The sequence below is a fragment of the Arthrobacter sp. R1-13 genome (genome assembly GCF_054161475.1).
The window spans coordinates 1,998,815-2,024,025 of sequence record NZ_CP096420.1 but is presented as its reverse complement, the minus strand read 5'-3'; the positions used below and the strand labels follow the sequence as shown (position 1 = coordinate 2,024,025).

General features: G+C 61.7%; 23 protein-coding genes. 8 read left to right on the top strand and 15 right to left on the bottom strand.

Translation table 11 applies throughout. The annotated features are described in order from the left end of the window. Positions 1–8: 8 nt before the first annotated feature. Complete coding sequence (locus M1D88_RS09220) at positions 9–1,079, bottom strand: phosphotransferase (protein ID WP_458114210.1); 1,071 nt, start codon at positions 1,077–1,079, stop codon at positions 9–11. A gap of 315 nt (positions 1,080–1,394) precedes the next feature. Here M1D88_RS09220 and M1D88_RS09215 point away from each other — a divergent pair, with 315 nt between their 5' ends. Genes M1D88_RS09215 through M1D88_RS09200 form a run of 4 tightly spaced genes read left to right on the top strand, consistent with a single transcriptional unit; the run spans position 1,395 to position 5,959 of the window. After that, complete coding sequence (locus tag M1D88_RS09215; protein ID WP_458114209.1) at positions 1,395–2,066, top strand: haloacid dehalogenase type II; 672 nt, start codon at positions 1,395–1,397, stop codon at positions 2,064–2,066. A 27-nt stretch (positions 2,067–2,093) separates the two neighbouring features. Beyond that, on the top strand, positions 2,094–3,371 hold the full coding sequence (locus tag M1D88_RS09210; protein WP_458114208.1) for an NAD(P)/FAD-dependent oxidoreductase: 1,278 nt from the start codon (positions 2,094–2,096) through the stop codon (positions 3,369–3,371). 34 nt (positions 3,372–3,405) lie between these two features. Further along, positions 3,406–4,953, top strand: coding sequence for an aldehyde dehydrogenase family protein (locus tag M1D88_RS09205; protein WP_458114207.1), 1,548 nt, complete (start codon positions 3,406–3,408; stop codon positions 4,951–4,953). A gap of 28 nt (positions 4,954–4,981) precedes the next feature. Continuing rightward, positions 4,982–5,959 (top strand): D-2-hydroxyacid dehydrogenase, encoded by a 978-nt coding sequence (locus M1D88_RS09200; protein ID WP_458114206.1) that lies wholly within the window; start codon positions 4,982–4,984, stop codon positions 5,957–5,959. Positions 5,960–5,979: 20 nt separating this feature from the next. Here the strand turns inward: M1D88_RS09200 and M1D88_RS09195 are convergent, their stop codons facing one another. The 9 genes from M1D88_RS09195 to M1D88_RS09155 form a co-directional block, all read right to left on the bottom strand. Further along, entirely contained in the window at positions 5,980–6,654 is a 675-nt protein-coding gene (locus M1D88_RS09195; RefSeq protein WP_458114205.1) for a GntR family transcriptional regulator, read from the bottom strand. A 70-nt stretch (positions 6,655–6,724) separates the two neighbouring features. Beyond that, entirely contained in the window at positions 6,725–7,429 is a 705-nt protein-coding gene (locus M1D88_RS09190; RefSeq protein WP_458114204.1) for a GntR family transcriptional regulator, read from the bottom strand. A gap of 43 nt (positions 7,430–7,472) precedes the next feature. After that, a complete protein-coding gene (locus M1D88_RS09185) occupies positions 7,473–8,927 on the bottom strand; it encodes an NAD-dependent succinate-semialdehyde dehydrogenase (protein ID WP_458113056.1) in 1,455 nt (484 codons plus the stop codon). A 38-nt stretch (positions 8,928–8,965) separates the two neighbouring features. After that, on the bottom strand, positions 8,966–10,099 hold the full coding sequence (locus M1D88_RS09180) for an FAD-dependent oxidoreductase (RefSeq protein WP_458114203.1): 1,134 nt from the start codon (positions 10,097–10,099) through the stop codon (positions 8,966–8,968). A gap of 2 nt (positions 10,100–10,101) precedes the next feature. Then, positions 10,102–10,869: an amino acid ABC transporter ATP-binding protein gene (locus tag M1D88_RS09175; RefSeq protein ID WP_458114202.1), complete on the bottom strand. Its 768-nt coding sequence runs from the start codon at positions 10,867–10,869 to the stop codon at positions 10,102–10,104. Further along, the gene (locus M1D88_RS09170; protein ID WP_458114201.1) at positions 10,866–11,768 is read right to left on the bottom strand and encodes an amino acid ABC transporter permease; all 903 of its coding nucleotides are present in this window, start codon (positions 11,766–11,768) and stop codon (positions 10,866–10,868) included. The genes M1D88_RS09175 and M1D88_RS09170 overlap by 4 nt, the downstream gene beginning before the upstream one ends. A gap of 47 nt (positions 11,769–11,815) precedes the next feature. Next, complete coding sequence (locus tag M1D88_RS09165) at positions 11,816–12,742, bottom strand: ABC transporter substrate-binding protein (RefSeq protein ID WP_458114200.1); 927 nt, start codon at positions 12,740–12,742, stop codon at positions 11,816–11,818. Between the two features lie 236 nt (positions 12,743–12,978). Next, on the bottom strand, positions 12,979–14,112 hold the full coding sequence (locus tag M1D88_RS09160; RefSeq protein WP_458114199.1) for an ROK family transcriptional regulator: 1,134 nt from the start codon (positions 14,110–14,112) through the stop codon (positions 12,979–12,981). 42 nt (positions 14,113–14,154) lie between these two features. Continuing rightward, on the bottom strand, positions 14,155–15,516 hold the full coding sequence (locus M1D88_RS09155) for an aspartate aminotransferase family protein (protein WP_458114198.1): 1,362 nt from the start codon (positions 15,514–15,516) through the stop codon (positions 14,155–14,157). A gap of 624 nt (positions 15,517–16,140) precedes the next feature. Between M1D88_RS09155 and M1D88_RS09150 the strand changes: the two genes are divergently transcribed. Beyond that, positions 16,141–16,947: an alpha/beta fold hydrolase gene (locus M1D88_RS09150; RefSeq protein WP_458114197.1), complete on the top strand. Its 807-nt coding sequence runs from the start codon at positions 16,141–16,143 to the stop codon at positions 16,945–16,947. 12 nt (positions 16,948–16,959) lie between these two features. Here the strand turns inward: M1D88_RS09150 and pdxR are convergent, their stop codons facing one another. After that, the gene (gene pdxR, locus M1D88_RS09145) at positions 16,960–18,369 is read right to left on the bottom strand and encodes a MocR-like pyridoxine biosynthesis transcription factor PdxR (protein WP_458114196.1); all 1,410 of its coding nucleotides are present in this window, start codon (positions 18,367–18,369) and stop codon (positions 16,960–16,962) included. A gap of 57 nt (positions 18,370–18,426) precedes the next feature. On the opposite strand from pdxR, the gene M1D88_RS09140 reads away from it, so the two are divergent. Both M1D88_RS09140 and M1D88_RS09135 read left to right on the top strand, forming a co-directional pair. Then, the gene (locus M1D88_RS09140) at positions 18,427–19,383 is read left to right on the top strand and encodes a dihydrodipicolinate synthase family protein (protein WP_458114195.1); all 957 of its coding nucleotides are present in this window, start codon (positions 18,427–18,429) and stop codon (positions 19,381–19,383) included. A 29-nt stretch (positions 19,384–19,412) separates the two neighbouring features. Beyond that, complete coding sequence (locus M1D88_RS09135; RefSeq protein ID WP_458114194.1) at positions 19,413–20,684, top strand: MFS transporter; 1,272 nt, start codon at positions 19,413–19,415, stop codon at positions 20,682–20,684. Here the strand turns inward: M1D88_RS09135 and M1D88_RS09130 are convergent. Genes M1D88_RS09130 through M1D88_RS09120 form a run of 3 tightly spaced genes read right to left on the bottom strand, consistent with a single transcriptional unit; the run spans position 20,650 to position 23,216 of the window. Then, positions 20,650–21,867: a trans-sulfuration enzyme family protein gene (locus M1D88_RS09130; protein ID WP_458114193.1), complete on the bottom strand. Its 1,218-nt coding sequence runs from the start codon at positions 21,865–21,867 to the stop codon at positions 20,650–20,652. The genes M1D88_RS09135 and M1D88_RS09130 overlap by 35 nt on opposite strands. A 31-nt stretch (positions 21,868–21,898) precedes the next feature. After that, entirely contained in the window at positions 21,899–22,621 is a 723-nt protein-coding gene (locus M1D88_RS09125; RefSeq protein ID WP_458114192.1) for a B3/B4 domain-containing protein, read from the bottom strand. Continuing rightward, complete coding sequence (locus tag M1D88_RS09120) at positions 22,614–23,216, bottom strand: helix-turn-helix domain-containing protein (RefSeq protein ID WP_458114191.1); 603 nt, start codon at positions 23,214–23,216, stop codon at positions 22,614–22,616. The genes M1D88_RS09125 and M1D88_RS09120 overlap by 8 nt, the downstream gene beginning before the upstream one ends. A 131-nt stretch (positions 23,217–23,347) precedes the next feature. On the opposite strand from M1D88_RS09120, the gene M1D88_RS09115 reads away from it, so the two are divergent. Beyond that, entirely contained in the window at positions 23,348–23,701 is a 354-nt protein-coding gene (locus M1D88_RS09115) for a TraR/DksA family transcriptional regulator (protein WP_458114481.1), read from the top strand. On the opposite strand, the gene M1D88_RS09110 is transcribed toward M1D88_RS09115, so the two are convergent. Next, on the bottom strand, positions 23,599–25,050 hold the full coding sequence (locus M1D88_RS09110; RefSeq protein ID WP_458114190.1) for an MFS transporter: 1,452 nt from the start codon (positions 25,048–25,050) through the stop codon (positions 23,599–23,601). The two genes, M1D88_RS09115 and M1D88_RS09110, sit on opposite strands and share 103 nt — an antisense overlap. Positions 25,051–25,211 lie beyond the last annotated feature (161 nt).

Sequence of the window (25,211 nt, the reverse complement as noted above, 5' to 3'; positions counted from 1 at the left end):
CTTGGTGGCTAGCGGGTCTGGTTGAGCGTGAGAGGCAGGGTTGGCGCCTGGGCTGTGGCTGTGGCGGCGAGTCGGTCCCAGTCCGGCTTTGAGTGGGAGAGGAGATAATCGCGCCTTTGAGGCAATTGACTTGCCCGCCATTGTGTTATTAGTGCCCGCAGGAGGAGCCGGGCCTGGGCTGAGACGATAAGGGCCTCCAGCTCATGGTCGGGCAACGGACGAATGCTCAGGTAGCCATCCACGATGCGAAGTGCCTGTTCCCATGGATTGGCCGGGTTTGTTCCGAGGAGGTTGGCCATGGTGACGCTGATGTCGAAGATCACGGGGGTTCGCACCACGTCGCCGAAGTCGATAATCCCTATCACGTAGTCCAGTCCGTCCGGGTCAACAAGGACATTGAACGGGCTGAAATCCCCATGGACAACCTGGGAGGTGAGGGTGTCGAGAAGCGGAACCACCTTCTGGTCGAACTGATCGAAGATGTCTTCGGCCAGGGAGCGTTTGTGCTCATCATCAACGTAGTCAAGCAGCGGACGCATCCGGTGAAAGTGCTTGAGGTCCCACAGGAGCAATCGGTCCGCACGAGGGTGATCGAAGTCCTGCAAAGCAACGCCCAGACGGGCAAGGCTAGAGCCGACCAACTCAAGCTGACCGGCTGTGGCCTCGTTGGTGGCGAGCAAATTTCCAGGCATGAAGCGCATAACCCGGAGTACCCGGTCAAAGGGTCCACCAGGCGCGGGGATGAGGACTTGCGGGTCTCCGGCGAGGCTCTTGATAAGACGCTGGACCGGCAGTTCGGGGGCAGTCCGTTCCAGATGCTCCATGCATGCCGTCTGCAGGTGGACGATCACCGGATCCTCATCAGGTGGCGACACCTTAACCAGATAGGTTTCTTCTCCGTCCCGGAGCCGGAAAGTGTCGTCTTTCTCGGTGGGGATCCGAACAAGGGTCCCTTTCAGCCCGTAGGACTGTTCAAGGAGCTCAAAAACAGTCGAGTCGGCGAGTTGAGACTGCTCCGCCAGGAGACCACTCTCCGATGCCACGGCATCGATAAATTCGGAGTCGGTACTGACGTTCATGTCGTGGGCTCCTGCCGGTAGGGATTGATGTCTAGCTGCACAACTGTTCAACAGTTCTACAACGAGTATGACATGACGCCAACCGATCTCGCAAGGATTCGAACTGCGCAGCGGATGGCCGTGTGGTCTCGCTTTAGGGTGAGATCGCCCTCGCACTCGTGTCAACTGTTCAACTGTTGACAGAAACTGAAGTGGGGATTTAGAGTCGACGTGTTGGGCGGCCGGTCTTCACTCAAGGAAGCCGTGGAGCCCAGACACCTCATAAAAGCGGAAGGCCACATGCAGGCCTCTCAACCTTCAATGAACGGACGAATCATGGCAGACTCCAACCGGCCGAAGTACATCTCTTTTGATATCTACGGCACACTGATCAACTGGAATACTGATTCCACTACCCTCCGGCTTCTCGCGGGCCGTCTGCCCGAAGAGCAGTGGCCTGCTTTCAAGAAGGTCTTCCGCGGTTACCGGTTCGACGAGGTCCTGGGTGACTACAAGCCTTACGAGGAGATCCTTCAGAACTCCTTTGACCGGGTATGCAAGTTTTTTGGCATTGGGCCTACCCCTGGTGCGGGCGCAGAGTTCGCTGATGCTGTTCGCAGTTTTGGTGCCCACGATGACGTGCCGGCTCCGCTGAAGCTCATGGGCGACAACTACAAGCTGGTGGCTCTGTCCAACGCCGACGACAGCTTCCTGGAGATCAGCATTCCGAAGCTCGGTGCTGAGTTCCACGCTGTGTTGACCGCTGAGCAGGCGCAGGCCTACAAGCCGCGGTACCAGGCCTTCGAGTACATGCTCGATACCCTGAACGCCAAGCCGGAGGACTTCCTGCACATCGCCTCGCACACCCGCTACGACATGCATCCGATGCATGACATGGGCTTCCGTAACCTCTGGGTGCTGGACCGTGGCTATGACCCGATCACCGGGGGCTATGACTACAACGCAGTTAAGTCCCTGGACGAGATCAACAAGCACCTCGGTCTCTAAACCGGCTTCGAGGCGAAAGGCCAACCCGTGAAACTTAACCCCTATTGGCTGGACACTGCCGAACCATCCGGGGACTACCGGCGAACGCCGGTACTGGAGAATGTCGACGTCGCCATCATCGGCGCTGGCTTTACCGGGCTGTCAGCGGCTCTGGAATTTGCCAAGCAAGGCGCGAGCGTTGCCGTTTTCGAACGCCACACCGTGGGGTGGGGCGCGTCGGGACGCAACGGGGGAATGGCGACTACCGGGTTGGCCATCGGTTTCGGCACGGCCGTGAAGCGGTATGGAAGCACGCGTGCCGTGGAGATGTTCCAGGAATACAACGACGCCATCGACAGCATCGAGAAGCTGGTGCATGACAATGGCATCGACTGTGACTACGAACGCCACGGGAAGCTCTCGCTGGCCTTCCATAAGTCCCACTATGAGGGCTTCCTGAGGTCGCAGGAGAAGATGGCCGCCCTGGCCGACCACCATGTCACTGTTATCCCGAAGTCCGAGATCCACGGTGAAATCGGAACCGACTTCTACCAGGGGGCCATGCTTGACCCACTGGGAGCAGGCTTGCATGTGGGCAAGTTCGTGCACGGCCTGGCCGGAGTGGCTGTTGCAGCCGGAGCTGATATTTGCGAGAACGCTGCGGTGACCGAGCTGAAGAAGGTCTCCGGGACTGTGCATGACGTGCACACCACCCGGGGCATTACCCGCGCCAAGCAGGTGCTGGTGGCCACCAGCGGCTACACGGGCAACGTGACGCCTTGGCTGCAGCGCCGTCTGATTCCGGTGGGAAGCTTCATCATCTGCACCGAGCCTTTGCCCGAAGACGTGGTCAACCGTATCCTGCCGAACCGGCGCATGGCGTCGGACAGCAAGATGCTCTGTTACTACTTCCGGATCACCCCGGATAACAGGCTGCTGTTCGGTGGCCGTGCCCGGTTTGCTCTGTCCAGCCCGGATTCGGACGTTAAGAGCGCCGAGATCCTCCGCAAGGCCATGCTCGAACTCTTCCCGTACCTCTCCAAAGCTAAGGTTGACTACATCTGGGGCGGACTGGTGGACCTGTCCATGGACCAGATGGTGCATGCAGGCCAGCACGATGGGCTCTTCTACTCCCTCTGCTACAGCGGCCACGGCGTCCAGATGGCAGCGCACATGGGTAAGCGGATGGCCCATTACATGGCCGGCGACAAGTCCGCGAACGTGTGGGAAGACTTGAAGAATCCTCCCGTCCCTGGACACTTCGGCCCGCCATGGTTCCTGCCCTTCATCGGCGCAGCAGCAAAAATAATCGACCGAGTCAAGTAGACGTTTCTCACCTCCAGGCAAGATAAGGGTCCCCATGTCATCACCAACTGTCGCTGAAGCGCGCCCAAAAACTACAGAGGAATCTGCCTACAGGCGTGCACGATTTGCCAACCTGCCAGGGGGAGCTTTTTTCGAAGGTCAGTGGCAGACCTCCGAGTTGACCTTGGAGGTGCGGGATCCTGAAGACGGTGTCCTGCTCGGCCGGGTGTGCACCTCCACGTCACAGGACGTGGAGCGTGCCACCTTGCACATCCACCGCCACCTTCAGGCGGACGAGTGGCCGCTCCGTTTGCGCCGGGAGGCGCTGGAGCGGGCGGTGGTGTTGTTGGGGGAGCAGGCTGAGCGGTTCGCCAACATCATTGCCGCTGAGAGCAGCAAGACCATCACCGAGGCGGAGCGTGAGGTGCGGCGTTGCGCCGAGACCTTGCGGCTTTCCGCCGCTGCTTCTGAGGAGCTCGCGGGGGAGACCCTGGGGTTTGAGGACAGTATGGCCGGGGCTGGCAAGATCGGCTGGTACAACCGGAAGCCGGTGGGGATTGTCGCGGCGATCACGCCGTTCAATGATCCGCTGAACCTCGTGGCGCACAAGCTGGGCCCGGCCATCATCGGCGGCAACGGGGTCCTGCTGAAGCCCTCGACCCGCACCCCTTTGGTCGGGCTGGCTTTTGTCCAGCTGCTGCTGGAGGCGGGTGTCCCGTCGGGACGGATCGCCGCGATCGTCACCGGCCCCGGCGTGTCCGAGGCTGTTGTCACTGACCCGCGGGTGGACCTGATTTCCTTCACCGGCGGCCCCGCGACCGCGGAACGGATCGCCGCGGCGGCCGGAGCGAAAAAGATCCTCTCCGAACTCGGCGGAAACAACGCCACGATCGTGTGCGCGGACGCTGACGCGCAGGCCGCGGCGAAGGCCATCGTGGCCGGCGCGTTCGGAGTGGCCGGGCAGAACTGCCTGTCCGTGCAGCGCGTTTACGTCCACACTTCCTTGTTCGATCAGGTCCTGGAGCTGGTCACGGCCGGGACGAGGGAGCTGCGCACGGGGCCGAAGCTTGACCGGGCCACCGACGTTGGCCCGCTGATCTCCGAAGCCGAAGCCCGGCGGGTAGAGGAATGGGTGGACGAAGCCACGGCCGCCGGCGCAACCGTCCACACCGGCGGGATCCGCCGGAATGCCTACTACGAACCGACCGTCCTGACCGATGTGCCCTCCGACGCCCGGGTCATCCGGGACGAGATCTTCGGCCCGGTGGTCAGCATCCTGCCGTTCATCGAGGTCCGGGACGCCGTGTTCGAAGCGAACAACACCGAGTTCGGCCTCCAGGCCGGGGTCTTCACCCGGTCCATCGACCTGGCCCTGGCGGTAGCGGAGAAACTCCACGTCGGCGCCGTGGTCATCAACGAGACGTCCGACGTCCGGATCGACTCCATGCCCTTTGGCGGGTTCAAAAAATCAGGGGTAGGCCGTGAAGGGGTCCGCCACGCGGTCCGCGAAATGACAGAACCCAAAAACACCATCATCAACCTCGGCGAGTCACAGGCCCGCTGGCAGGTCCTCGGCGGCCTGACCGAAAGGACCACACCATGACTAACTACACTAGCGCCGCGGTAACAGCATGAGCCCCGTGCCCAGGCGGCCGGTCGTCGCGGCCCTCTACCGCGAGGCCCTCCCGCCACGCATCGCCGAAGTCCAGGAACTCGCAGAGGTCCGCCTCACCAAAGCCGACGGACTCGCCGAAGCCATGGACGGCGCGGACGTGCACTACCAGTGGCACTCCTTCTCACCCGCGCTGAAGGAGAACTGGGCCGCCGCGTCCACGCTGGAATGGATCCACGTCTCCGCCGCCGGCGTCAGCCAGCTCCTCTTCGACGAACTCGTCCACAGCAACGTCGTCTACACCAACTCCCGCGGAGTGCTCAGCCGGGCCATCGCCGAGTTCGCCCTGGGCTTCGTCCTGGACATGGCCAAGGACTCCCACGGGTCCTACCGTCTCCAGCAGGAACAGCGCTGGCAGCACCGGATCACCCGCAAAATCCAGGGCCAAACCGCCCTCGTGGTCGGCACAGGATCCATCGGCCGCGAAATCGCCCGCCTCTTCCGCGCCGTCGGCATGGAAGTCAGCGGAGCCGGCAGAACAACCCGGCCAGGAGACGCGGACTTCGACGTCATCCACTCCTCCCGGGACCTGGCCCGCGTCGCAGGAGACTACGACTACCTCGTCCTCGCCGCGCCGCTGACCGCCGACACCACCGGCCTCGCAGGCGCCGACGTGCTCGCAGCGATGAAACCCTCAGCCCGGCTCATCAACGTAGGCCGCGGCCAGCTCGTGGACACCGCAGCCCTGACCCACGCGCTGGCCACCGGCTCGATCGACGGCGCCGCCCTGGACGTTGTGGACCCCGAACCGCTCCCCGCCGGACATCCGCTCTGGAGCATGGAGAACGTCATCATCACCCCGCACATGAGCGGCGACACCGAAGACTACCTCGATGACCTCGGCCAACTCTTCGTCGACAACCTCAAACGCTATTGCAACGGCGAACCACTGGGAAACATAGTGGACAAACAACTCGGGTTCGTCGCCACAACCTGACCGGCGCTGCGCGTCAGAACTTACTTTGCTTTATGCCTCTCGGCGATAATGCCTCGGATGGATTCCCGATACTGGATGATCGTGTCTGAAATGACCTTCTCCGCCAGTACTGGGTCACGTGAGTCAAGTGCGTCAACAATGTTTTGGTGCTCAGATTCGAGCGTATCCGGGTCCTCGTACTCGTGATGCTCGATAGAAAGCACAAACATGAAGTACCTCAGCTCAGTCACCAATTGCTGATAGAAGGTCCGCAATTTCTGGCTTCCGAGGAGTCCGACTATCGCGCTGTGAACCGCAAGGTCCTTCTCGACAATCTTGAATGGGTCTCCACTCTTCAAAACTGCCCGGAACTCCTCCATGGCGGCGTGAACCTCGTCCATGGAGGTGCTTTCGGAGATACTCCGTGCGGCTGTGGTCTCCAGATGGTATCGCGCGTTGTAGACGTCCATGATCTCCGCGTCGGTGGGGTCCCAAACGATGGCGCCCTGATTTGCGCGATGACGAATGAGGCCGCCCGCTTGAACTATGCGGACGGCTTCACGGATAGTGTTCCTGGAAAGTCCAAGGTTGTCCGCGAGGAGACTCTCCCTCAGCCGTTCGCCTGGCTTGAGTCCTCCACTAAGAATCATGGCTGTGAGACCATCCGCGACCTGTTGCACGGTAGATGAATGGACTATCTTAATCTGCTCAACCATGCGTTCATCGTACATGAATGGTCAACTGTAGGGCAGTAGACCACGCCATAGGGCAGGACTTCTTTTGCCGTTAGTTCACCTGAGATGTGCTGGCCACGGCTTGTTTCTCCTTGGTACTGAGGTCGTGAACGGCTTTTTGCATGTGTTGTCTGAGGGCTTTATTGAGTTCTTCCCCATTGCCGGTTTCGAGCAGGTAGAGGATGTTCTCGTGTTCCTGGATCAGGGTCTGAGCCTGTGGGTAGGCGATTTCCAGGTTAAGGATGCACATGGTTGATTCCGCGGCCAAGGTTTTGTAGATTCGCGTCATTCTGCTGTTACCGGCAGCCGCGACGAGGGTGGTGTGGAACTGCATGTCCAGTTGGGCCACCGCTTGCCAATTGTTTGCGTCAACTCGCCTTTTCATGTTCCGGAGAATTGTTCTCAGGGCCTGGCAGGTGGCCTTGATGTGCTTGGGACTGCTGCTGAGCAGGTTATCGGCAGCGTTGGTTTCCACTGCCTCACGCACGGCGTAGATTTCCTTGCTGTCCTGGGCCGTTAGTTCGAGCACGTAGACGCCGTGGTTACGCCGGTTGGTGAGGATGCCTTCCTGGCACAGCCGCTGCACGGCTTCCCGGACGGGGCTCCGGGACGTGTTCAACTGGACGGCCAGAAAGGATTCATTGATCTGTTCTCCCGGACGGAACATCCCCTGGACAATTTGTTCGCGCAGTTGGTCTGCGATCAGCTGCGCTGTGGGTCTTCCCTCCAGTGCAAACAGTGCTCCTGGTGCCGCCATTGACATCCCCCTCGTCTCACTTTTCGGCATTACTGCATAATTTCTAGATTGCTATTGCGGTGTATTTGTATTCAAGGAATTCCTCGATGCCGATCTTTCCGCCTTCGCGTCCGAGTCCGGATTGTTTGATGCCGCCGAAGGGGGCGATCGGGTTGGAGACGAGGCCGGTGTTGATGCCGACCATTCCGACTTCGAGTTCGGCGGAGAACCGCAGGGCCTTGGCGGTGCTTTCGGTGAACACGTAGCCCACCAGGCCCCATTCGGTGTCGTTGGCCACGCGCAGCACCTCGTCTTCGCTATCGAAGGTGGTGATCGCGGCTACGGGCCCGAAGATCTCAGTGTTCATCAGGTCCGCGTCCAGGCTCACCTCGGTCAGGACGGTGGGGGTGTAGAAGTAGCCGGGACCTTCGGGACGGTTCCCGCCGGTGAGGACGCTGGCGCCCTTGGCCACGGCGTCGGCGACGAGGCTTTCGACCTTGTCCAGGCCCTTCTGCTCGATCAGGGGGCCGACGTCGGTTCCGGCCAGGGCGCCGTTGCCGACCTGCAGTTCGGACATTTTCTTGGCGAACTTCTCGCTGAATTCGGTGACCACTGAGCGGTGCACGAAGAAGCGGTTCGCTGCGGTGCACGCTTCACCCATGTTCCGCATCTTGGCCTTCATGGCCCCGTCGACGGCCTTTTCGATGTCGGCGTCGGCCAGGACGATGAACGGGGCGTTGCCGCCCAGTTCCATCGACGAGCGCATCACGTTCTCCGCAGCCTGCTTCAGCAGGATCTTCCCCACCCCGGTGGAGCCGGTGAAGCTGATCTTGCGGGCGATGCCGCTGGCGGTCCAGTTCTCCACCACGGGGGCGGCGCTGGCGGTGGTCACGACGTTCAGCACACCGTCCGGCAGGCCCGCCTGGCGGAAAATGTCCACCAGGGCAAGGGAAGTCAGCGGGGTCAGTTCGGCAGGTTTGAACACCATGGTGCAGCCGGCCGCGACCGCGGGGGCGATCTTGCGCGCCCCCATGGCCAGCGGGAAGTTCCACGGGGTCACCAGCACCGAGGGACCAACGGGTTCCTTGGTGATCATAATCCGGGTGTTGCCGTCCACCGAGGTGGTGTTGTCCCCGCCGATCCGGACAGCCTCTTCGGAGAACCAGCGGAGCATCTCGGCCCCGTACACCACCTCACCCTTCGCCTCGGCCAGCGGCTTGCCCATCTCCGCTGTCATGATCGCAGCCAACCGGTCGGTGTTGGCAATGACCAGCTCAAAGGCACGGCGCAGGATGTCCGCCCGTTCCCGCGGAGTGGACTTGCCCCACGCTGCCTGGGCGCGGCCCGCTGCCTGGATGGCCAGGGCAGCATCTTCGGGACCACCATCGGCGACGTGGGCAATGACTTCATTTGTGGCCGGATTCTCAACAGGGAACGTCGCCCCGCTGCTGGCCTTCTGCCAGGCGCCATCTATGAACAGGTCGGTGTAGAGGGTACTGGAATCAAATGAAGTGCTCATGTCACGCTTTCAATGATGGAAGGGAAAGGGCTACCGGGTCAGCTGGTTTTGAATCGTTGGGGACGCACAAACTCCAGGCCGTCGAAAGATCGTTTGCCGAGGGCTTCGTGTGCAGCGATTTCGCCGAATCCTGTGGCATTTTTGAAGCCGCCACCGGAGAAGCCTGTGGCACAGTAGATCCTGCTTCCTTCTTTGACCCTACCGAGCAGGGGGTGACCGTCCGTGGTGAAAAGGTCTGGAAAGGCGTCCGACCGAACGATGTTGGGAAACAGACCGGGGAAAAACTCGGTGACGGTTTCGGTGGTCTCGATAATTTCTGCGGGAGACAGTTCTCTGGGCACGGCGTCGGCGTCCGGCGTCGGTCCTCCGCGGCCGTCCAGGGTTGCCTTGACCGTAACCCCATCCACGGCGGGCGCCCCATACATGGAGCGGTCCTCGTAGATCCGGATGAAGACGGGGAAGTTCTCGGGGGTGAATTCGGCCCCGTCTTTGGCGACGAACCAGGTCAGGAAGACGCGCTTGGTCTGGGTTGCTGCCTTCAGGTAATCGGGCATCAGGCGCTGGGACCAGCCGCCGGAGGAGACGATGACGTTCTCGAAGGTCCAGGACTTCCCGCCTGAGGTGATGACGACGCCGTCGGCGGTTTCGGTGATGCTGTCGATCGGGGTGTTGCTGTGGACTGTTGCGCCGTTGGCTTCCGCTGCGGCCACCGCCGCCGTGACCGCACGGTCGGTGCGCAGGGCGCCGGCGTTGGGGTCATAGACGGCGACGTCATCCGGGCGGAGGTTGTGCTGGGGGTAGCGTTCGGCCATCTCTTCGCGGCTGAGGATTACGTGCTCGGCGCCGTTCGCCCTGGTGGTCTCCAGCAAGGCCGCGATGTAGGGCCCGTCCGCGGTTCCGATCGAAAGCCCCCCACAGCGTGTGAGGATGTTCTGGCCTGTTTCAGCTTCGAGATCGGTCCAGAGTTCGCGTGAGCGTTCGAGGATGGGGTAGAGGTCAGGCAGTCCGCGGTACAGCATACGGAAGAGGCGGGTGTCCCCGCCCACGGCGCTGCGGCCGTGGGCGGGAGCATGGGCTTCGAATCCGGTGACGGAGTCGGACAGCCGGGAGGCCTGCCAGAGTGCCATGGAACCGATGCTGCCCAGGCCGATGACGGCGAGTTTTCCATCCACGGTTAGAGCACCTGTTCCAGGAAGGCCTGGGTGCGGGGTTCCTGGGGGTTGGAGAGGACTTCGCGGGCGTCGCCGCTTTCGACGATGTAGCCGTCGTCCATGAAGACCAGGGAGTCGGCGACTTCGCGGGCGAAGCCCATTTCGTGGGTGACCACCACCATGGTCATGCCCTTTTTGGCGAGGTCCTTCATGACGGCGAGGACTTCGCCGACCTTTTCGGGGTCCAGGGCTGAGGTGGGTTCGTCAAAGAGCATGATCTCCGGATCCATCGCAAGGGACCGGGCGATCGCGACGCGCTGCTGCTGCCCGCCGGAGAGCTGGGCCGGGTAGTAGTCCCCGAACCCGGCCAGACCAACGCTGGCGAGCAGTTCGTGCGCCCGCTTGGCCGCCTGTTTCTTAGCTGCGCCCTTGACCAGGACAGGTCCGGACATGATGTTTTCCAGGGCGGTCATGTTCGGGAACAGGTTGAACGACTGGAACACCATGCCAACCCTGGTGCGCTGCTCGGCGAGCTTCTTGGGACTGTGTGCGTGGTAGGCGTGCGCGGTCTCGTAGTAGCCGAAGTCCTCGCCGTTGACTTTCAGCACTCCGGAGTCGACGGTTTCCAGGCCGTTGATGCAGCGCAGGACGGTGGATTTGCCGGATCCGCTGGGGCCGATGATGCAGCAGATCTCTCCGCTGGCGATTTCCAGGTTGATGTCTTTGAGGACTGTTTTGGGTCCGAAGGACTTTCGGATTTTCTGGGCAAGAATCGTTCCGTCGGTGCTCATCGGAGGTTACCTTCTTCCGGTTCGTCCAACACAACAACTTTCTTGGCCTTCCGGGGGAGCCTGGAGGTTGCGCGGGAGTATTTCTGTTCGAGCTTGGATTGCGGGTAGCTCAGCAGCAGCGTCATCACGAGGTACCAGAGGCTGGCGACGATAAGCAGCGGGATAGTTTCGTAGGTGCGGGCGTAGATGAGCTGGGCGCTTTGGAGCAGTTCCGCGACGCCCAGGACACTGACGAGGGAGGTTCCCTTGAACATGCCGATGACCTGGTTGCCGGTGGCCGGGATGATGGAGGGCATGGCCTGGGGGATGATGACCTTGCGCATCTTCATCGCACCGCTCATGCCGAGGGAGTCGGCGGCTTCGATCTGGCCCTTGCCCACCGAGGAGAACCCGCCACGGATGATCTCGGCCATGTAGGCGGCTTCGTTCAGGGTCAGGCCGACCAATGCTGCGGTGATGGGCGCCATCAGGGCGTTCGTGTCAATTTTGGTGCCGATGTCGGTGAATGGGATGCCGATGCTCAGGTCCGGGTACAACGCGGAGACGTTGAACCAGAAGATCAGCTGCACCAGGACCGGCGTGCCACGGAACAGGGTGATGTAGACATTCGCGGTGGCCGCGATCGGCTTGATTTTCGAGCCCCTCATGATTGCCAGGCCCAGCCCCAGGAGCGTTCCGAGGGCCATGCTGGCAAAGGTCAGGAAGAGTGTGAGCATCAGCCCGCGGATGATTGTGTCGTGGGTGAAGTACTGGGCGACAATGCCCCACCTGAAGTTCGGGTTCGTCGAAACCGAAGCCAGGATGCCGATGCCGATCAGGCTGCACACCACCCAGGCGACGTACTCGAACGTGCTGCGCCGCTTGAGCCTTGGCTTGAGCGCTGAATCCGTCCCGGTCATTATGGTTCCGCTTCCTTGGGGAATCGTTTTCAACATAGGGTCACCCACTAGCGGATTGCGGCTTCGGTGATGGCTGATTCGCTGAGGCCCCAGTGCTCGAGGGCTTCTTTGTATTCGGGGGTTTCGAGTACGGACTGGATGGCTTTTTGCAGGGCCGGTGTCAACGGGGAGCCCTTCTTCAGGCCCATGGCGACGTTGGTGTTGGTGCGGGTGTCCATGCGGGGTTCGAGGATGTGGAAGTGGTTGGGCTGCTGCTCGTTGGCCCAGGCCAGGGCGCTGGCGTCGTAGAAGACGCCGTCGATGCGCTTGGAGTCGAGCTGGGTGAGGGCTTCCTGGACGTTGGGCAGGGTGATGCCGTTGATGGCGGGCTGGCCCTTTTCCTCGCAGGTCCATTTGGAGACGTTGGGCAGGTGCTTGAGTTGCTGGGTGGAGCCCTTGGTGACGCCGATGTTCTTGCCGCAGAGCGTCTCGTTGGTCAGTTTGAGCGGGTTGCCATGGGGTACTGCCACGGCCGAGCCGCCCTTGAGGTAGTTGATCATGTCCAGGACCTTGAGGCGTTCTTCGGTGGCGGACATGGTGGTGGCGGTGAAGTCGTAGCGTCCGCCGTCGATGCCGGGAATGATGGTGTCGAAGGCGGTGTTTTCGAACTTCAGCTTCAGGCCGAGTTTTTTGGCGACGAGGCGGGCGAGGTCGGGGTTGAGTCCGATCGGGGTGGAGTTGTCTTCCGCCAGGAAGGTCATCGGCGGGGAGCTGAGGTCCATTGCGACGGTGATTTCGCCTTTGGTTTTGAAGGACTCGGGCAGCAGTGCGACTGCGGCGGCGTCGGGCTGGACGCCTTCTGAGATGTCACGGGTGTTCTGTGTCTTGGGCAGGTCCGTGGCCTGGGTGCCTGTGGCCGCGCCGCCACAGGCAGTCAGGGCCAGCAGCACAGCAAGTCCTGCGGCCGCGGTCTGGATCGTGTTTCTGGTCTTCATGGTGTTTCCCTTCAATGGGTTCAGCGGCAAGTGCCGGCCGAAGGTGCAGTCTTTCCAATGCCTGCCGCTCGGCGTCATCATGCAATGTGCGAGGGGCGGCGATGTAACTAATGCCTCATGTGAGCTGTGACTCAGCTCTCGTTCCGTAAAGCAATAAAACCCTGCTTTTCGTTCAATGTCAACAGTTGAACAGTACTACTATTGCAGCTTTAGATGTGCTCGATAAAACGACTAATTCAAGAGCTGGTCAGCATCAATTCCCTGAGCCGGGACTGGGCCAGAGCCAGTCCCGCATACGCTGCTCCCCGGGCCACCGATAGTCCGGCCACTTGGGATACGACCCTGATCTCCGGGACGACGGGAAGGCTTCGCGCGAGTCGCCCGCGCGCCTCGGGGAGCACTTCGTCCACGAGCGGACTTAAGCGCCCCACAAAATACACGGATTCCGGGTCCAGGGTAACTGCAACGGCACCGACGGCGGTCACGATCGCCGTCGTAAACGCCTCCACCACTTCCGCGCGGGACTGCACTTCGTGCGGTTGGGCCCAGAGCGCTTCGATGCCCGCCAGGCCCAGTCCCCGACCCTTGGCGAATCGGAGGAGCCCCTTCGTGCTCAAGAGCCCATCGAGGGTTTCGTTGCCGACGCCGGAAAAGAGGACAGCGCCCAGATTACCGAAAGCGGGTGTCCGCCCCTGCGCGATCTCATGATCCCTGCAACTGGCGAAGCTCAGCACAGTACTAAGCATGAACAAAGCTGCATTCCCGATGCTCGAGTCATCCTTCAGGATTTCGCGTAGGGACGCACTGGCATCGCTCTCAAGGACCACCGGAGCTCTCAATCGGTCTTCAAGCGACTTCTGGAGCAGCGAATTCATCAAAATCTTGCTTGATTCTGATCCTGCCGACGAGTTGCTGCCACTGACAAAACGGCCGGGCAGTGCGGCAACAATTTGGCGCAAAGGCCCCTCGGCGGAATCACTTGTCTCCACAATCAAGTCCACCAGCCACTGGGCAGTGATCGCGCCATCTTTCCCCTCGAGGCTGGGAACGATCACGTGCCTCACCTCGCGACCTCTCAGATCTGTTACCAGGACACAAGTGGTGCGCGCTCCGAAAGCGATGCCGACAATGTGCCCTGCTGTACCGGGTACATCCAAATAAATCGAGCGCCGGCCGCGCCGCACTACCGCATCCACTCCCTGCTCGACGACAAAACCGTCAAGAAGAAGCTCATCCACCTTCCGGGACACAGTCGGCTGGCTCAAATGCGTCAATTCGATAAGCCTGCTACGAGTCAAAGGCGCCTCTGAAAGAACCGCGTCAAGAACCGACGCCTTGCTGTAGTCACGTGCCGAGGGGTTGCTACTCATAGCCCAACCTTAAGTGAGTCTGCACGGCCAGTCTGTTCGGGTTTAGTGCAGTGTTTTGAAGGCGCGGCTTATTCCGTCGAGGAGGCGGTCGGCGTCGGTGCTGGAGAAGGGCATTGGGGGGCGGAGTTTGAGGACGTTGCCTTGGGCGCCGCAGGCGGAGATGAGGATGCGGTCTTCGCGGAGGGTGTTGACGATGGTGGCGGCGGCGTCGCCGTTGGGGGTGAGTGTGGTTCGGTCGGTGACGAGGTCGACGCCGATGAAGAAGCCGCTTCCGCGGACTTCGGCGACCTGGTCCAGGCCTTGGCTGAGGTCTTTGAGTCCGGTGATGATTTTTTCGCCGACTTTGAGGGCGTTTTCTATCAGTGATTCCTCGCGGATGACGTCCAGGACGGCTTGGGCGGCGGCGATGGCTACGGAGTTTCCGCCGAAGGTGTTGAAGTAGCGGATGTTCTTGCCGAACTCTACGAGGAGTTCGGGTTTGAAGATGGCTGCCGCGACGGGGATGCCGTTGCCCATGGGTTTGCCGATGGTGACGATGTCCGGGACGATTCCGTGGCGTTGGAAGCCCCACCACTGCTCACCGGTGCGGCCGAAGCCTGGTTGGACTTCGTCTGCGATGTAGAGGCCGCCGGCGGCGTGTACTTCTTCGATGATGGGGTTGAGGAACCCTGTGGGGCCGGCGAAGACGCCGTCGGAGGAGAAGATGCTGTCGGCGATGAAGGCGGCGAGTCCGATGCCGTGCCGGTGGAGGTCTGCGATGGCGGCGCGGACCTGGTTGCGGAGCTGGTCTTCGAGGGATCCTTGATCGGAGGAGAAGCGCAGGGCGTCGGGGGCGTCGATGACGCGGACGTTTGCGCCCAGGGGCACGCCTGCGCCCAGGGAGGGGGAGAATGATGCTACTTCGGTGGTGAGGCCGTGGTAGGCGCCGGAGGTGACGATGATGCCTTGGTTGCCGGTGGCGTATTTGGCTACGCGCATGGCGAGGTCGTTGGCTTCGGAGCCGGTGCAGGTGAACATGACGTGGCCAAGTTCTGCGGGGAACGTGGAGAGCAGTTGCTCCGAGTAATCCAGGATCGATTCCTGGACGTAACGGGTGTTGGTGTTCAGTATCTGCATCTGTTCGTGGACGGCCGCTATGACTTTCGGGTGGGCGTGCCCGACCGAGGGAACGTTGTTGTAAACGTCGAGGTAGTCATTGCCTTCCTGGTCAAACAGGATGACGCCCTGGCCACGAACGATTTCCAGGGGGGTGTCGTAGAAGAGCCGGTAACTCGGCCCGAGGCTCTGGTCACGGCGTCGGATGTTCTTCTGCATCTGAGCCGGTAGCTCACCGAGGCGGTTCGGATCAAAGCCGTTGATCATGGCCCGGGACGGCTTACGGATGGTCTGGGGGTTATTGCTCATGATTTCTCCTTGGTGCTAGCGGGTCCAGTTCGGAGCCCAGTGCATCGGTTCGAGCTGAGTTGCGGTTATTTGATTCACTATGAATCTAAATGCCCACTGTTCAACTGTCAACAAAACGCGAAAACCAACCCTCCGACCTATTGTGGATTGTTGACAATCGGCTAGACTGACCATGTGCATTACCAACCGAGGACGGTACCCGTCCGGCCTCTTAATAAAGGAATGTCATGAAGAAACGTCGTCCCGCTGCTTCGACTCTCATTCTCGAGGAACCATCACGCACTGGTCATCACTGCCCAACAACCGGCTGGTGGTCGGCTGGTGGTGATCCGGGCGACGCGAGGTTCATCATCAGGGGAGAGGTAATGCCTGCATTGAGCGGCACCCCTGCGTCCTGGACACTGACAGGGGCGGTTGGCGGAAGCCGGGGGCTGGGACTCGAATCGGCGCTCCACCTAAGTTCCTAGGCTCAGGAGTGCCCAGCTTCGGGTGAGTTTGTTGCAGGACCTGGAAGTGAGGGAGCAGGGGCTTCGCAGGGGGCGTCTGATTGCCCTGCCGCCGAGACAGCATCCGGACTAGGATAGCCCGAAACGAAGCGGTGGACGGGGAGTGGAGGACGCGGCGATGCACCCGGATGTGACCGAAGGTCCCGGAAGCGGGTATGCCCCAGTCAACGGAATGCAGATGTACTACGAGCTGCATGGTGCCGGCGGCACACCGCTCTTGCTCCTGCATGGCGGGCTGTTCGATATCCAGCAGCAGTTTGGGGCATTGATCCCAAGCTTGTCGGCCGGACGCAAGGTCATCGCCACGGACTTTCAAGGTCACGGCCGAACCAACGACATCGACCGTCCACTGAACACCCCCGACCTGGCCTCCGACGTCGTCGGGCTCCTTGCCCATCTGCAGGTCCGGGAGGTCGATGTGTTCGGATTCAGCGTCGGCGGCGCGGTTGCACTGCATCTTGCCGTCAACCGTCCGGACCTTGTGCGCAAACTCATTGTCTCGTCGGTGTCATTTCGCCCCGACGGCGACCGGGGCGGAAACGCCGAAGCGGTTGCTGCGATGACAGTCGATATGATTGCCGGTACCCCAATGAAAGAGCGCTATCTGGCTGTTTCGCCGCACCCGGACCACGAGCATCTCCAGGTGCTCTTGGACAAGCTCGGAGGCTACGATGCGGGTGCCACAGGCTGGAGTGACGACGAGATCCGCGGCATTGCCGCGCCCACACTGATCACCGTCGGTGATTGCGACATGGTCAAGCTCGAGCATGCGGTGCGTTTCCTTCAGCTGCGCGGGGGAGATGTGAACGGCGACTTTGAAGGAGTGCCCGCTTCGCAGCTCGCAGTGTTTCCCGGCACAACACATTTCTTCGGACTGGCAAGGACCGAACTGGTGCGGGATGTTGTAACCACCTTTCTGGATTGACGCCGGCGGCAGCTAATCTTCCGCTACTGGGTCCGCGTCGAGAAGGCTTCCCAGGACGTTGAGAGCTTCGGACAGCTGGAGGTCGGTGACTGCGCCATACCCTATGACCAGGCCGTTCATTGGGGGCCGGTCGGCGTAGTAGTCAGCCAGGGGCACCACTCGGATGCCCTGCTCGAGAGCTTTCGCAGCCACAGCTGTAGCCTTGGGTTCCTGGAAACGGATAACAGCATGGAGCCCTCCCTCAAGAGCGCCGAGCTCCAAGTCTTCGCGGGCCCCGAGGCGGTCGATAAGCAGGGCACGGCGGTGCGAGTACTCCCGACGCGCGCGCGTGACGTGGCGTGAAAGTCCTCCCCCTTGGATGTAATGCGCCAGGGCTGATTGCAGCACTCCTGCCACAGGCGTGTCCAGGGCTTCACGTAGTGCTTTCAGCCCGCGGCCCGATTCGCCGCGAACCACGAGGTAACCGCAACGCAGCCAGGGGCTCAGGTTCTTGGAAAACGTTCCCAAAAGTACTACTTCGGCATTTGTGGGAAGTGAGGAAACGGCAGGAAGGGGCATTCTGCTGTGACGGAATTCGCTGTCGTAGTCATCTTCCAGAACGAGCACATTGTGTTGGTCGGCCCATTTCAGGAGCCCCAGCCGTTCCTGGACAGCCATTCGGCCCCCGAGTGGATACTGGTGGCTGGGCGTTATGAGAACCGCGTCCGGAATGTCCGTGAGTGCGGCCAGCTGTGAAGTTCGCAGACCGTCTTCGTCCAATGGAACAGTCTGCAGCTGAGCGCCGGCGGCTCTCATGACGCGGCGGGCTCTTGGGTAGCCGGGATCCTCCAGCAGGATGCGCGGATCAGCTCCGCGGGTGCGCAGCATGGACACAATCAGGTGCAGGGCATCACTGGTTCCGCCAGTGATAATGACATCTTCAGGTTCGACGGCGAGGCCCCGTGACACCGCCAGATGCCCTGCGACAGCTTTCCTCAGCGCGACCGTTCCAAGTGCCGGCGGCAGGTGGGTGTTTCCCTGTTCCGATAACGCCTTTTTCCAGGCATTGCGCCATTCGCGGTCCTTGAACGGTGACCCTGATGGCCGCCCGGGAGTCAGATCTATCAGGTCAGCCGTCTCGGAGCCACGGCTGGGATGCTGCTCCTTTTTTGGGGGTCGTTGGATGTCGGGCCGGACGGCCACCGTGGTCCCGCCTGCTCCGCTGCTCTCGAGGAACCCTTCCCCGGACAGCTGCTCGAATGCCCGGACCACCACACCCCGTGAAATGCCCAATTCTGAAGCCATCCTGCGGGTAGCAGGAAGGGTGTGGTCGGGTTGGAGGATTCCGTTGAGGATGGCGGCACGCAGTTGGCCGGCTACTTGCGCGGCCAAGGAAACAGAGCTGTCCCTGTCCAGATCGATGGGGATTTCGGCTTCACTCATTGGACCTCCAAACTTGGTGATTCTTGGACCTAGTGTAGGACCAAAGCCTTTGACAGCATGAAATCTGTAACTACCTCCCGCTGCGCTCTGGCCTCTGCCTGCACAGCCACACGAAAGAAGGACTCCGTGTTCACCGGCCTCAGTGCATTCCCCCTCACGCCCATGCAGGGCGAAGATGTCGATCTCAAAGCTGTTGCCCAGCTGGTATCCCGCGCAGCCCAGGCCGGAGTGGACTCCCTGGGTGTCCTTGGTTCGACGGGGAACTACGCCTACCTGTCCCGTGATGAACGGCGGGCCGTCCTGGAGGCGTCCGTGGATGCCGCTCATGGCGTTCCTGTCTTGGCCGGTGTAGGGGCAGTACGTACCCGGGACGTGTTTGCACTGGCAGGGGATGCACAGGCAGCAGGTGCATCTGCCTTGCTTCTGGCTCCAGTCTCCTACCAGCGGCTCACCGAGGCGGAAGTATTCGGCCTGTATGAGCAAGTCGCCGCTGAAACAGCCCTTCCGATCGTCGTCTACGACAACCCGGGTACAACGGGCTTCACATTCTCGGACGATCTTCACGCTCGCATCGCAAGGATCCCGGGAATCGCGGGGATAAAGATTCCACCACCCGCTGCCGGTAAGGTTTCCGCCCGGATCGGAGAGCTCCGCTCCCGGCTGCCGCAGGGAACATCCGTGGGGATCAGCGGGGACTGGGTTGCGGCCGAGGCGCTGCTGGCCGGCTGCGACGTCTGGTATTCGGTGATTGCAGGGGTGCTTCCGCTACAGGCCAAGGCCATCGTGGATCATGCCTTGGCCGGTCGCCGCGAGCTTGCATTGAAAGCGTCGGCAGAGCTTGAGCCGATGTGGCAGTTGTTCCGAACTTACGGCAGCCTCCGGGTAACTGCGGCCCTTGCAGAAGACCTCGGAATCGTAAGGTCTTCAGCGCTGCCGCTACCCCTGCGCGGGCTGGACAGCGAGGGCAGGGAAAAGGTTGCACAAGCCATCCGCCAGAGCGGGTTGAAGGCATAACCAGTGCGAGTGACTTGGAGGAGGGCACCGTGAGTCTTCTCGGTGGAAAAAGCCAGACCCGGAAGGAGACGGGAAAGTCCACGGTTTCCGGAGGTCTTGCACGTTACGTCCTTGCGGCCACGTTGGCCCGCAGCGCAGACGGCGGTGCCGTCGTCGCCATCGTCCTGCTCGTGACCACCAGCGGCGCCCCCGGATGGGTGGCCGGGATCCTTGGTGCGTGCATCACGGCACCGCATCTCTTTGGTCCCCTCATTGCCAGGCGTCTGGACACCGCCCGTGATGGCCGAACGGTGATCGCCTTGGCCTGCATTGCGCATGGTGTGACCCTGGCTGCTGCTGTCCTGCTGTACCCGGTGACGCCGCCCATCGTGCCGGGCGCACTGCTCCTGGCCTCTGGCCTGGTTGGCCCGCTCCTGACCGGTGGCATCAGTAGCCGCCTGGCAGCTATCGCCGGCAGTGACAGAACAAGCCAGCGTCGGGCTCAGGGGTGGGACGTTGCCACTTACGGTATCGGCGGCACCATTGGGCCTGCGCTGGTGGCGGCTGTCTCGGCGTGGGCGGATCCCGCCATCGCGGCACTTCTCCTTGCCGCATCAACGGTTATTGCGGCCGCTCTGGTCAGGCTCCTGCCCTATTCGGCGCCTGTAGCTGTTCCCTCGGACGTTCCGCGGCCGGGACGGACACTGGGGATGATGGTCGGAAGCGGTCCTTTGCGGCGCACGCTCTACCTGACTGTCGTCGTCGCCCTGTCTGTCGCAGCGCTGCCCATCACCGCCGTCGCGTCCACCGGGATGCTCCGGGTTGAACCGGCTGCCGCCGGGCTACTGACGGCAGCTTATGGGCTCGGCGGCCTTGCCGGATCTGCCGGTGTCATGATCCGGCCCATGAGAACCGATGCGGACCCTCTGATGACCTGGCTCGGGGCTGCCGTGGGTGCTGCCCTGTGCGGGGCTGGGCTCGTCGGGGTGTTTCCGGCGGCCATCGCGGCCTACGCTTTGGCTGGGGTAGTCAACTCCTGCTTCTTCGCCGCAACCCTGGCAGCGCGAAGCGAGTACGCACCTGCTGAGGCGCGCGGCCAGGTGTTTGTCTGGGTAGGTGCCTTGAAAATTACCGCAGGCTCGGCCGGTACAGCTTTGGCAGGGGCGATCATCGCTCCTGCCGCCCAACTTCCCTTGTTTCTGGCAGGCGGGTTCATTGGTGTCGCTGTAATCGCCTCGATCCTGGACCGCTACTGGAGTGGGAGGGCTGGGCGGCAGGCTTCCGGCGTTAGTTTTCCCCGAACGTCTTATCCAGGGCGCTGAGGATGTCGTCAATAATGTCTTCCGGGTCCTCGAGGCCGATCGAAAGTCGCAGGTGACCATACTTGTGGAACGAGGCCGGGTAATTTTCCGATCCTCCACGGGCGTCCGGGCCCACGTGCACAATGAGCGTTTCATCGTGTCCAAGGGACACCGCGGAGGTGATGACCTGCAGGTTCTTTACAAAGCGGTTTTGGGTCTCCGAGTCTCCTTCGATGGCGAACGCGAGCACGCCGCCGTATCCGCGGCCAGCGAACTGTTTGCCGGCCAGTTCGTGCTGTGGATGGGAGGCCAATCCGGGGTAGAGCACGTAGGCAATCCGGGGTTCGGATTCCAGGAACGCCGCCACTTTCTCGGCGCTTGAGAACTGCTGCTTGAGGCGCAGCGGCAACGTCACGGAGCCGCGCATGATCATCCATGCATTGAACGGGGAAATCACGCCACCGGCATCCACGATGGCGTCGTGCCGTATGTGCTGGACCAGCTCGCGTCGCCCGATGACCACTCCGCCCATGGCATCGCCGTGGCCGTTAATGTATTTGGTCAGGGAGTGGATGACCAGGTCGGCCCCGTCGTCAAGCGCGCGGTAGAACGGTGCCGGCGTGAACGTGGCGTCGATGGTCAGCAGTACGCCGGCGTCTTTGGCGATGGCTGCCAGTGCTGCGACGTTGGCCACCTTGGTTGTCGGGTTCGCAATGGTTTCGGCATGGATCAGCTTCGTGTTGGGACGCACAGCAGCCCGTACTGCGTCGAGATCATCGGCGTCCACGAACGTCGCCTGAATACCGTATTTTTCCGGAAGAAGTTCGCCGAACAGGCGGTACACCGCTTCGTACGTCACATTGGAGACCACAACGTGATCGCCTGATTTCAGCAGGGTGAAGAAGACGCCGTGCAGTGCCGCCACACCAGTCGCGAAGGCGGCGGCAGCTTCAGCGCCCTCCATGGCCGCGAGCTTGGTTTCAAGAGCCACCTGGTTGGCGCCGGCGTTTCGCGTGTAAACCAGCCCTTCGTCAACACTCGACCAATCCATTGCGGAGGGGTCGTCCGGGAGAACATAGGAATTTGCCATGACCAAGGGCGTGCGGAGCGCGCCGGTACCTTTGTCGATGCTGTTTCCTCCATGGACCGCCCAGGTGGAGTCATGGACAGAGGCCCGGTTGTGCTTATCAGGGGTTCGCTTCATTGCTGTGGTTTCCTTCGGAAAGTATTGGGCTTCACTGAGCGGACTCAATGAGGTGCTGAGTGGTGACGACGTCGGGGCCAAGGCGGACGATGTGTGTTGTCAGGTCTTCGCCCGCGGCGAGGAGGGCTTCGGTGGTCATTGGCTCGAGTGCGTCGAGGATAAACAAGGCTGTGGTGGTCTCGTCGCGGAGTTGAGTGCGCCGGCCCTGACGCCAGTTCCAGCGGCGGCAGGTCACGCCGTCGTCATCACACCAGACCACCTCACCTGGATCCGGGTATTCAGTCAGGGGCGCTCCGTTTGCCACCGTGTCGAACGGTTCCTGACCCGTGGCACGGATAAGACGCGGTGCCCCGACGTAGCCTGCGAGGTCTTCGCCGCCGAGCGGAATCTGGTGCAGCACCGAGACAGCGTTATAGAGGTCGGTGAGCCTGTTGACCCTGGGGAGCCCGGCATCAGCGCGGCGGACCAGTGCTTCAAGGCTGTTACGGGTGCGGTTGGGCTTAGCTCCAAAGGCTTGGTACGCCTCCCGCCATGCTGCGACGTGGGGGAGGTGTTCCACTTTTTGCTCCGCGAATGCCATTTTGGCTGCTGCTTCCGCCTGCTCCAGCAAGGCGATGCTGGCGTCATCGCTCGGTCCCGGCACGAGTCCGTCGACGGCGATCAACAGGGCACGGTAGTCGGGCCGGAGCTCGAATACCGCAGGCTCGACGTGCCCTGCCTTGAGGATTTCCTGGAGTGCTTCGGCGTTACGCATTGCCGGCCTCCCTATGCTGTGACCCCACGCCGCGCTCGAAGACGGCGAGCGAGAACCTCGCCGGTTCGGTGCTGTTGTTGGCGTATGAGTGGGCCACATCCCCGGGGAAGGTTATCGAATCCCCGGTGTTGAGGGCGACCGTTTGGTCCGCGACGCTGACTGCGACTGAGCCTTCCTGAACCTGCAGGAGTTCTTTCGTGCCGGGCGTGTGAGCCTCGCTGGTGTGCTTGTCGCCCGGGCCGAGGATCCAATCCCACAATTCAACAATTTCGGGAGGTTCTGTCCCGGCTACTAGCACGCCGCGGCCGCCGGATTCGCTGCTCCATAGGACTGCACCCTCACCCTTCCGGATCACCTTGACGGCCTTGGGTTCGGGGGATTGGACCAGATCAGGGAGACCAATTCCGAGGGCATCGCTGATTCGCAGCAGCGTGCCCACGCTGGGGTTCATGGTTGCCTGTTCCACATTGATGATCATGCGACGGCTCACGCCTGCCGCTTCGGCCAACTGGTCCAGGGTCCAGCGGCGGGCCTGACGTTCCTGTTTGACCCGGGCGCCGATTGCGGACGCCAGGGACGCTATGCTTGCATTCATACATGCAGCATAATGCACTCATAGTGCACTTTCAATGACAGCTACCCGCCCAAGGCCGATTTGCCAAGGTTGGCCCGGTTCTAATGCTGGAATCCTCGACGGTGCCCGGTGTTGGGGGTAGCCTGCAGACCATGGTGGACATGGCACGTTTCCGGGTCCTTCTCGAGGGAGAGCGGGACCAAAAAGATGCCCTCCTGAAGGCACTCCGCCGGGACATCGGCTCGGTGAGTGCAGCCCGGGAGAACTCCAATGTTGATGATGAGCATGATCCCGAAGGCAGCACCATCGCTTTCGAGCTTTCCCAGGCCACTGCACTCTTGGAGCAAAGCCGGGCGGGACTGGAGCAGATTGAGGCAGCTCTTGCCCGGATTGCCAATGGCAGTTACGGACTCTGTGCAGTGTGTGGCTCTGCCATTCCCGAAGGCCGTCTTGAGGCCAGGCCCTGGACACCGTTCTGTATCGAGCACGCTTCTGGAAGGTCCTGAGTCACTGCGGCGGGGGAGGGCGGTTTGGGAACGAACCTGTGGATAAACGTTGCGGTTATCGCTCCGAGCAGGGACAGGAGGAGCCAGGGAGCGAATGCCGTGATTGAGGGCGTGTAGGCGAGTTCGTAAAGCGGGGCCAGGGCGGTGTTGCCGATGACGACGGCGAGCCCTCCGGCGCTGGCGAGCAGCCCGTAATAGGCCCCGGTGGGACGTCCGGCGGAAAACTCGAGTACAAGTCCCATCGCTATGGGTGTCACGCACATGTTGCCGAGGGCAAGACCTGTCACCAGTACGAGGGCCGGCAGCATCGGCAGATCGGCTGGCGGTGCAATGATCGCCAACGCAGCGACGGAAGCGAAGCCCGTGGACTGGAGGGCAAAGCCGAGGGGGAGCGCTGTTTTAGGTCCGGCCTTGCGCATTAGCCGTGCAACAGGCCATTGAAGAGTGATTGTCAGGACGGACGCGAATGCAAAGACTATCGCCAGGGCCTGGATGCCCGCACCGCTGCGTTCCAGTTCTACGGGAAGGCCGAAGTAGAGTTGATTGGCCGCCAGGAGATTGACACTGTAAAAGGCCGCGAAGCCGATGAACCTTTTCTCCCTGAGGCAGGACCAAAGGCCGGACGTCTGTGAATGGCCGGGCACTTCGCTTGAGGTTTTGGCTGCTTGGATTTGAGGTTTGGGGATGAACAGCCAAAAGACCAGGGCCATGACGGCGAACACGGCGGCCCCAGCCAACAGGGCGGTATCAAAGCCGGTATGGAGCAGCAGGGATCCCAGCAGGGGACCAACGACCGTGCCGATCTCCCCGAACACCACCACCAAGGCAAAAAGCGATGATCTGTTGTGCTGCTTGCCCCTGCCGCTGGGGGCGGCATCCTCTTTTGTTCTACCTTCCCCGGCATCCGCCTTCCGGGTGGCGCCTCTCTGGGAAGCGGCCGCTACGAGGCTTTGAAGGGCGGGTGTAAACAGGGCACCGCCAATGCCGGTAACGACGGCACCGATCAGGAACAGCGGGAAGTCGGAGGCCCAGGCCAGCGTCAGGAAGCCCGAAATCCGCACCAGGCAGCCGGCGATCATCGACTGCCGGGCTCCCCACCGATCCGCGATTACCCCGCCGAAAAGGAACATGCCCTGTTGGGCGAAAGTGCGCGCACCAAGGACGATTCCAATGGCCATCGCGCCCATGCCGAAGTCGTTCCGCATGGCGACCGCGAGGAACGGGACCACAGCAAAGAAGCCGATGTTGAAGATGAGCGGGCTGGCCAGCAGTAGCTGCGGCGCAGGCTCAACTCTTGCAGGGCGCCGGGTGGGTTTCAGGCGCAACTTTCGCGCCGCCGTCGGCTTCATCTGTTGCTGCCTGCTGGGATGGCGGAGAACATGACGGATCCTTAGTGCAGAGGTGGTGGGGATGTCCTCCAAGCTTATCAAGAATGGTTCGCAATAATATTGATGTGGCGGTATATGACATCAGGGGTGCCTTCCAGATGGAAGACACCCCTGCGGAAATT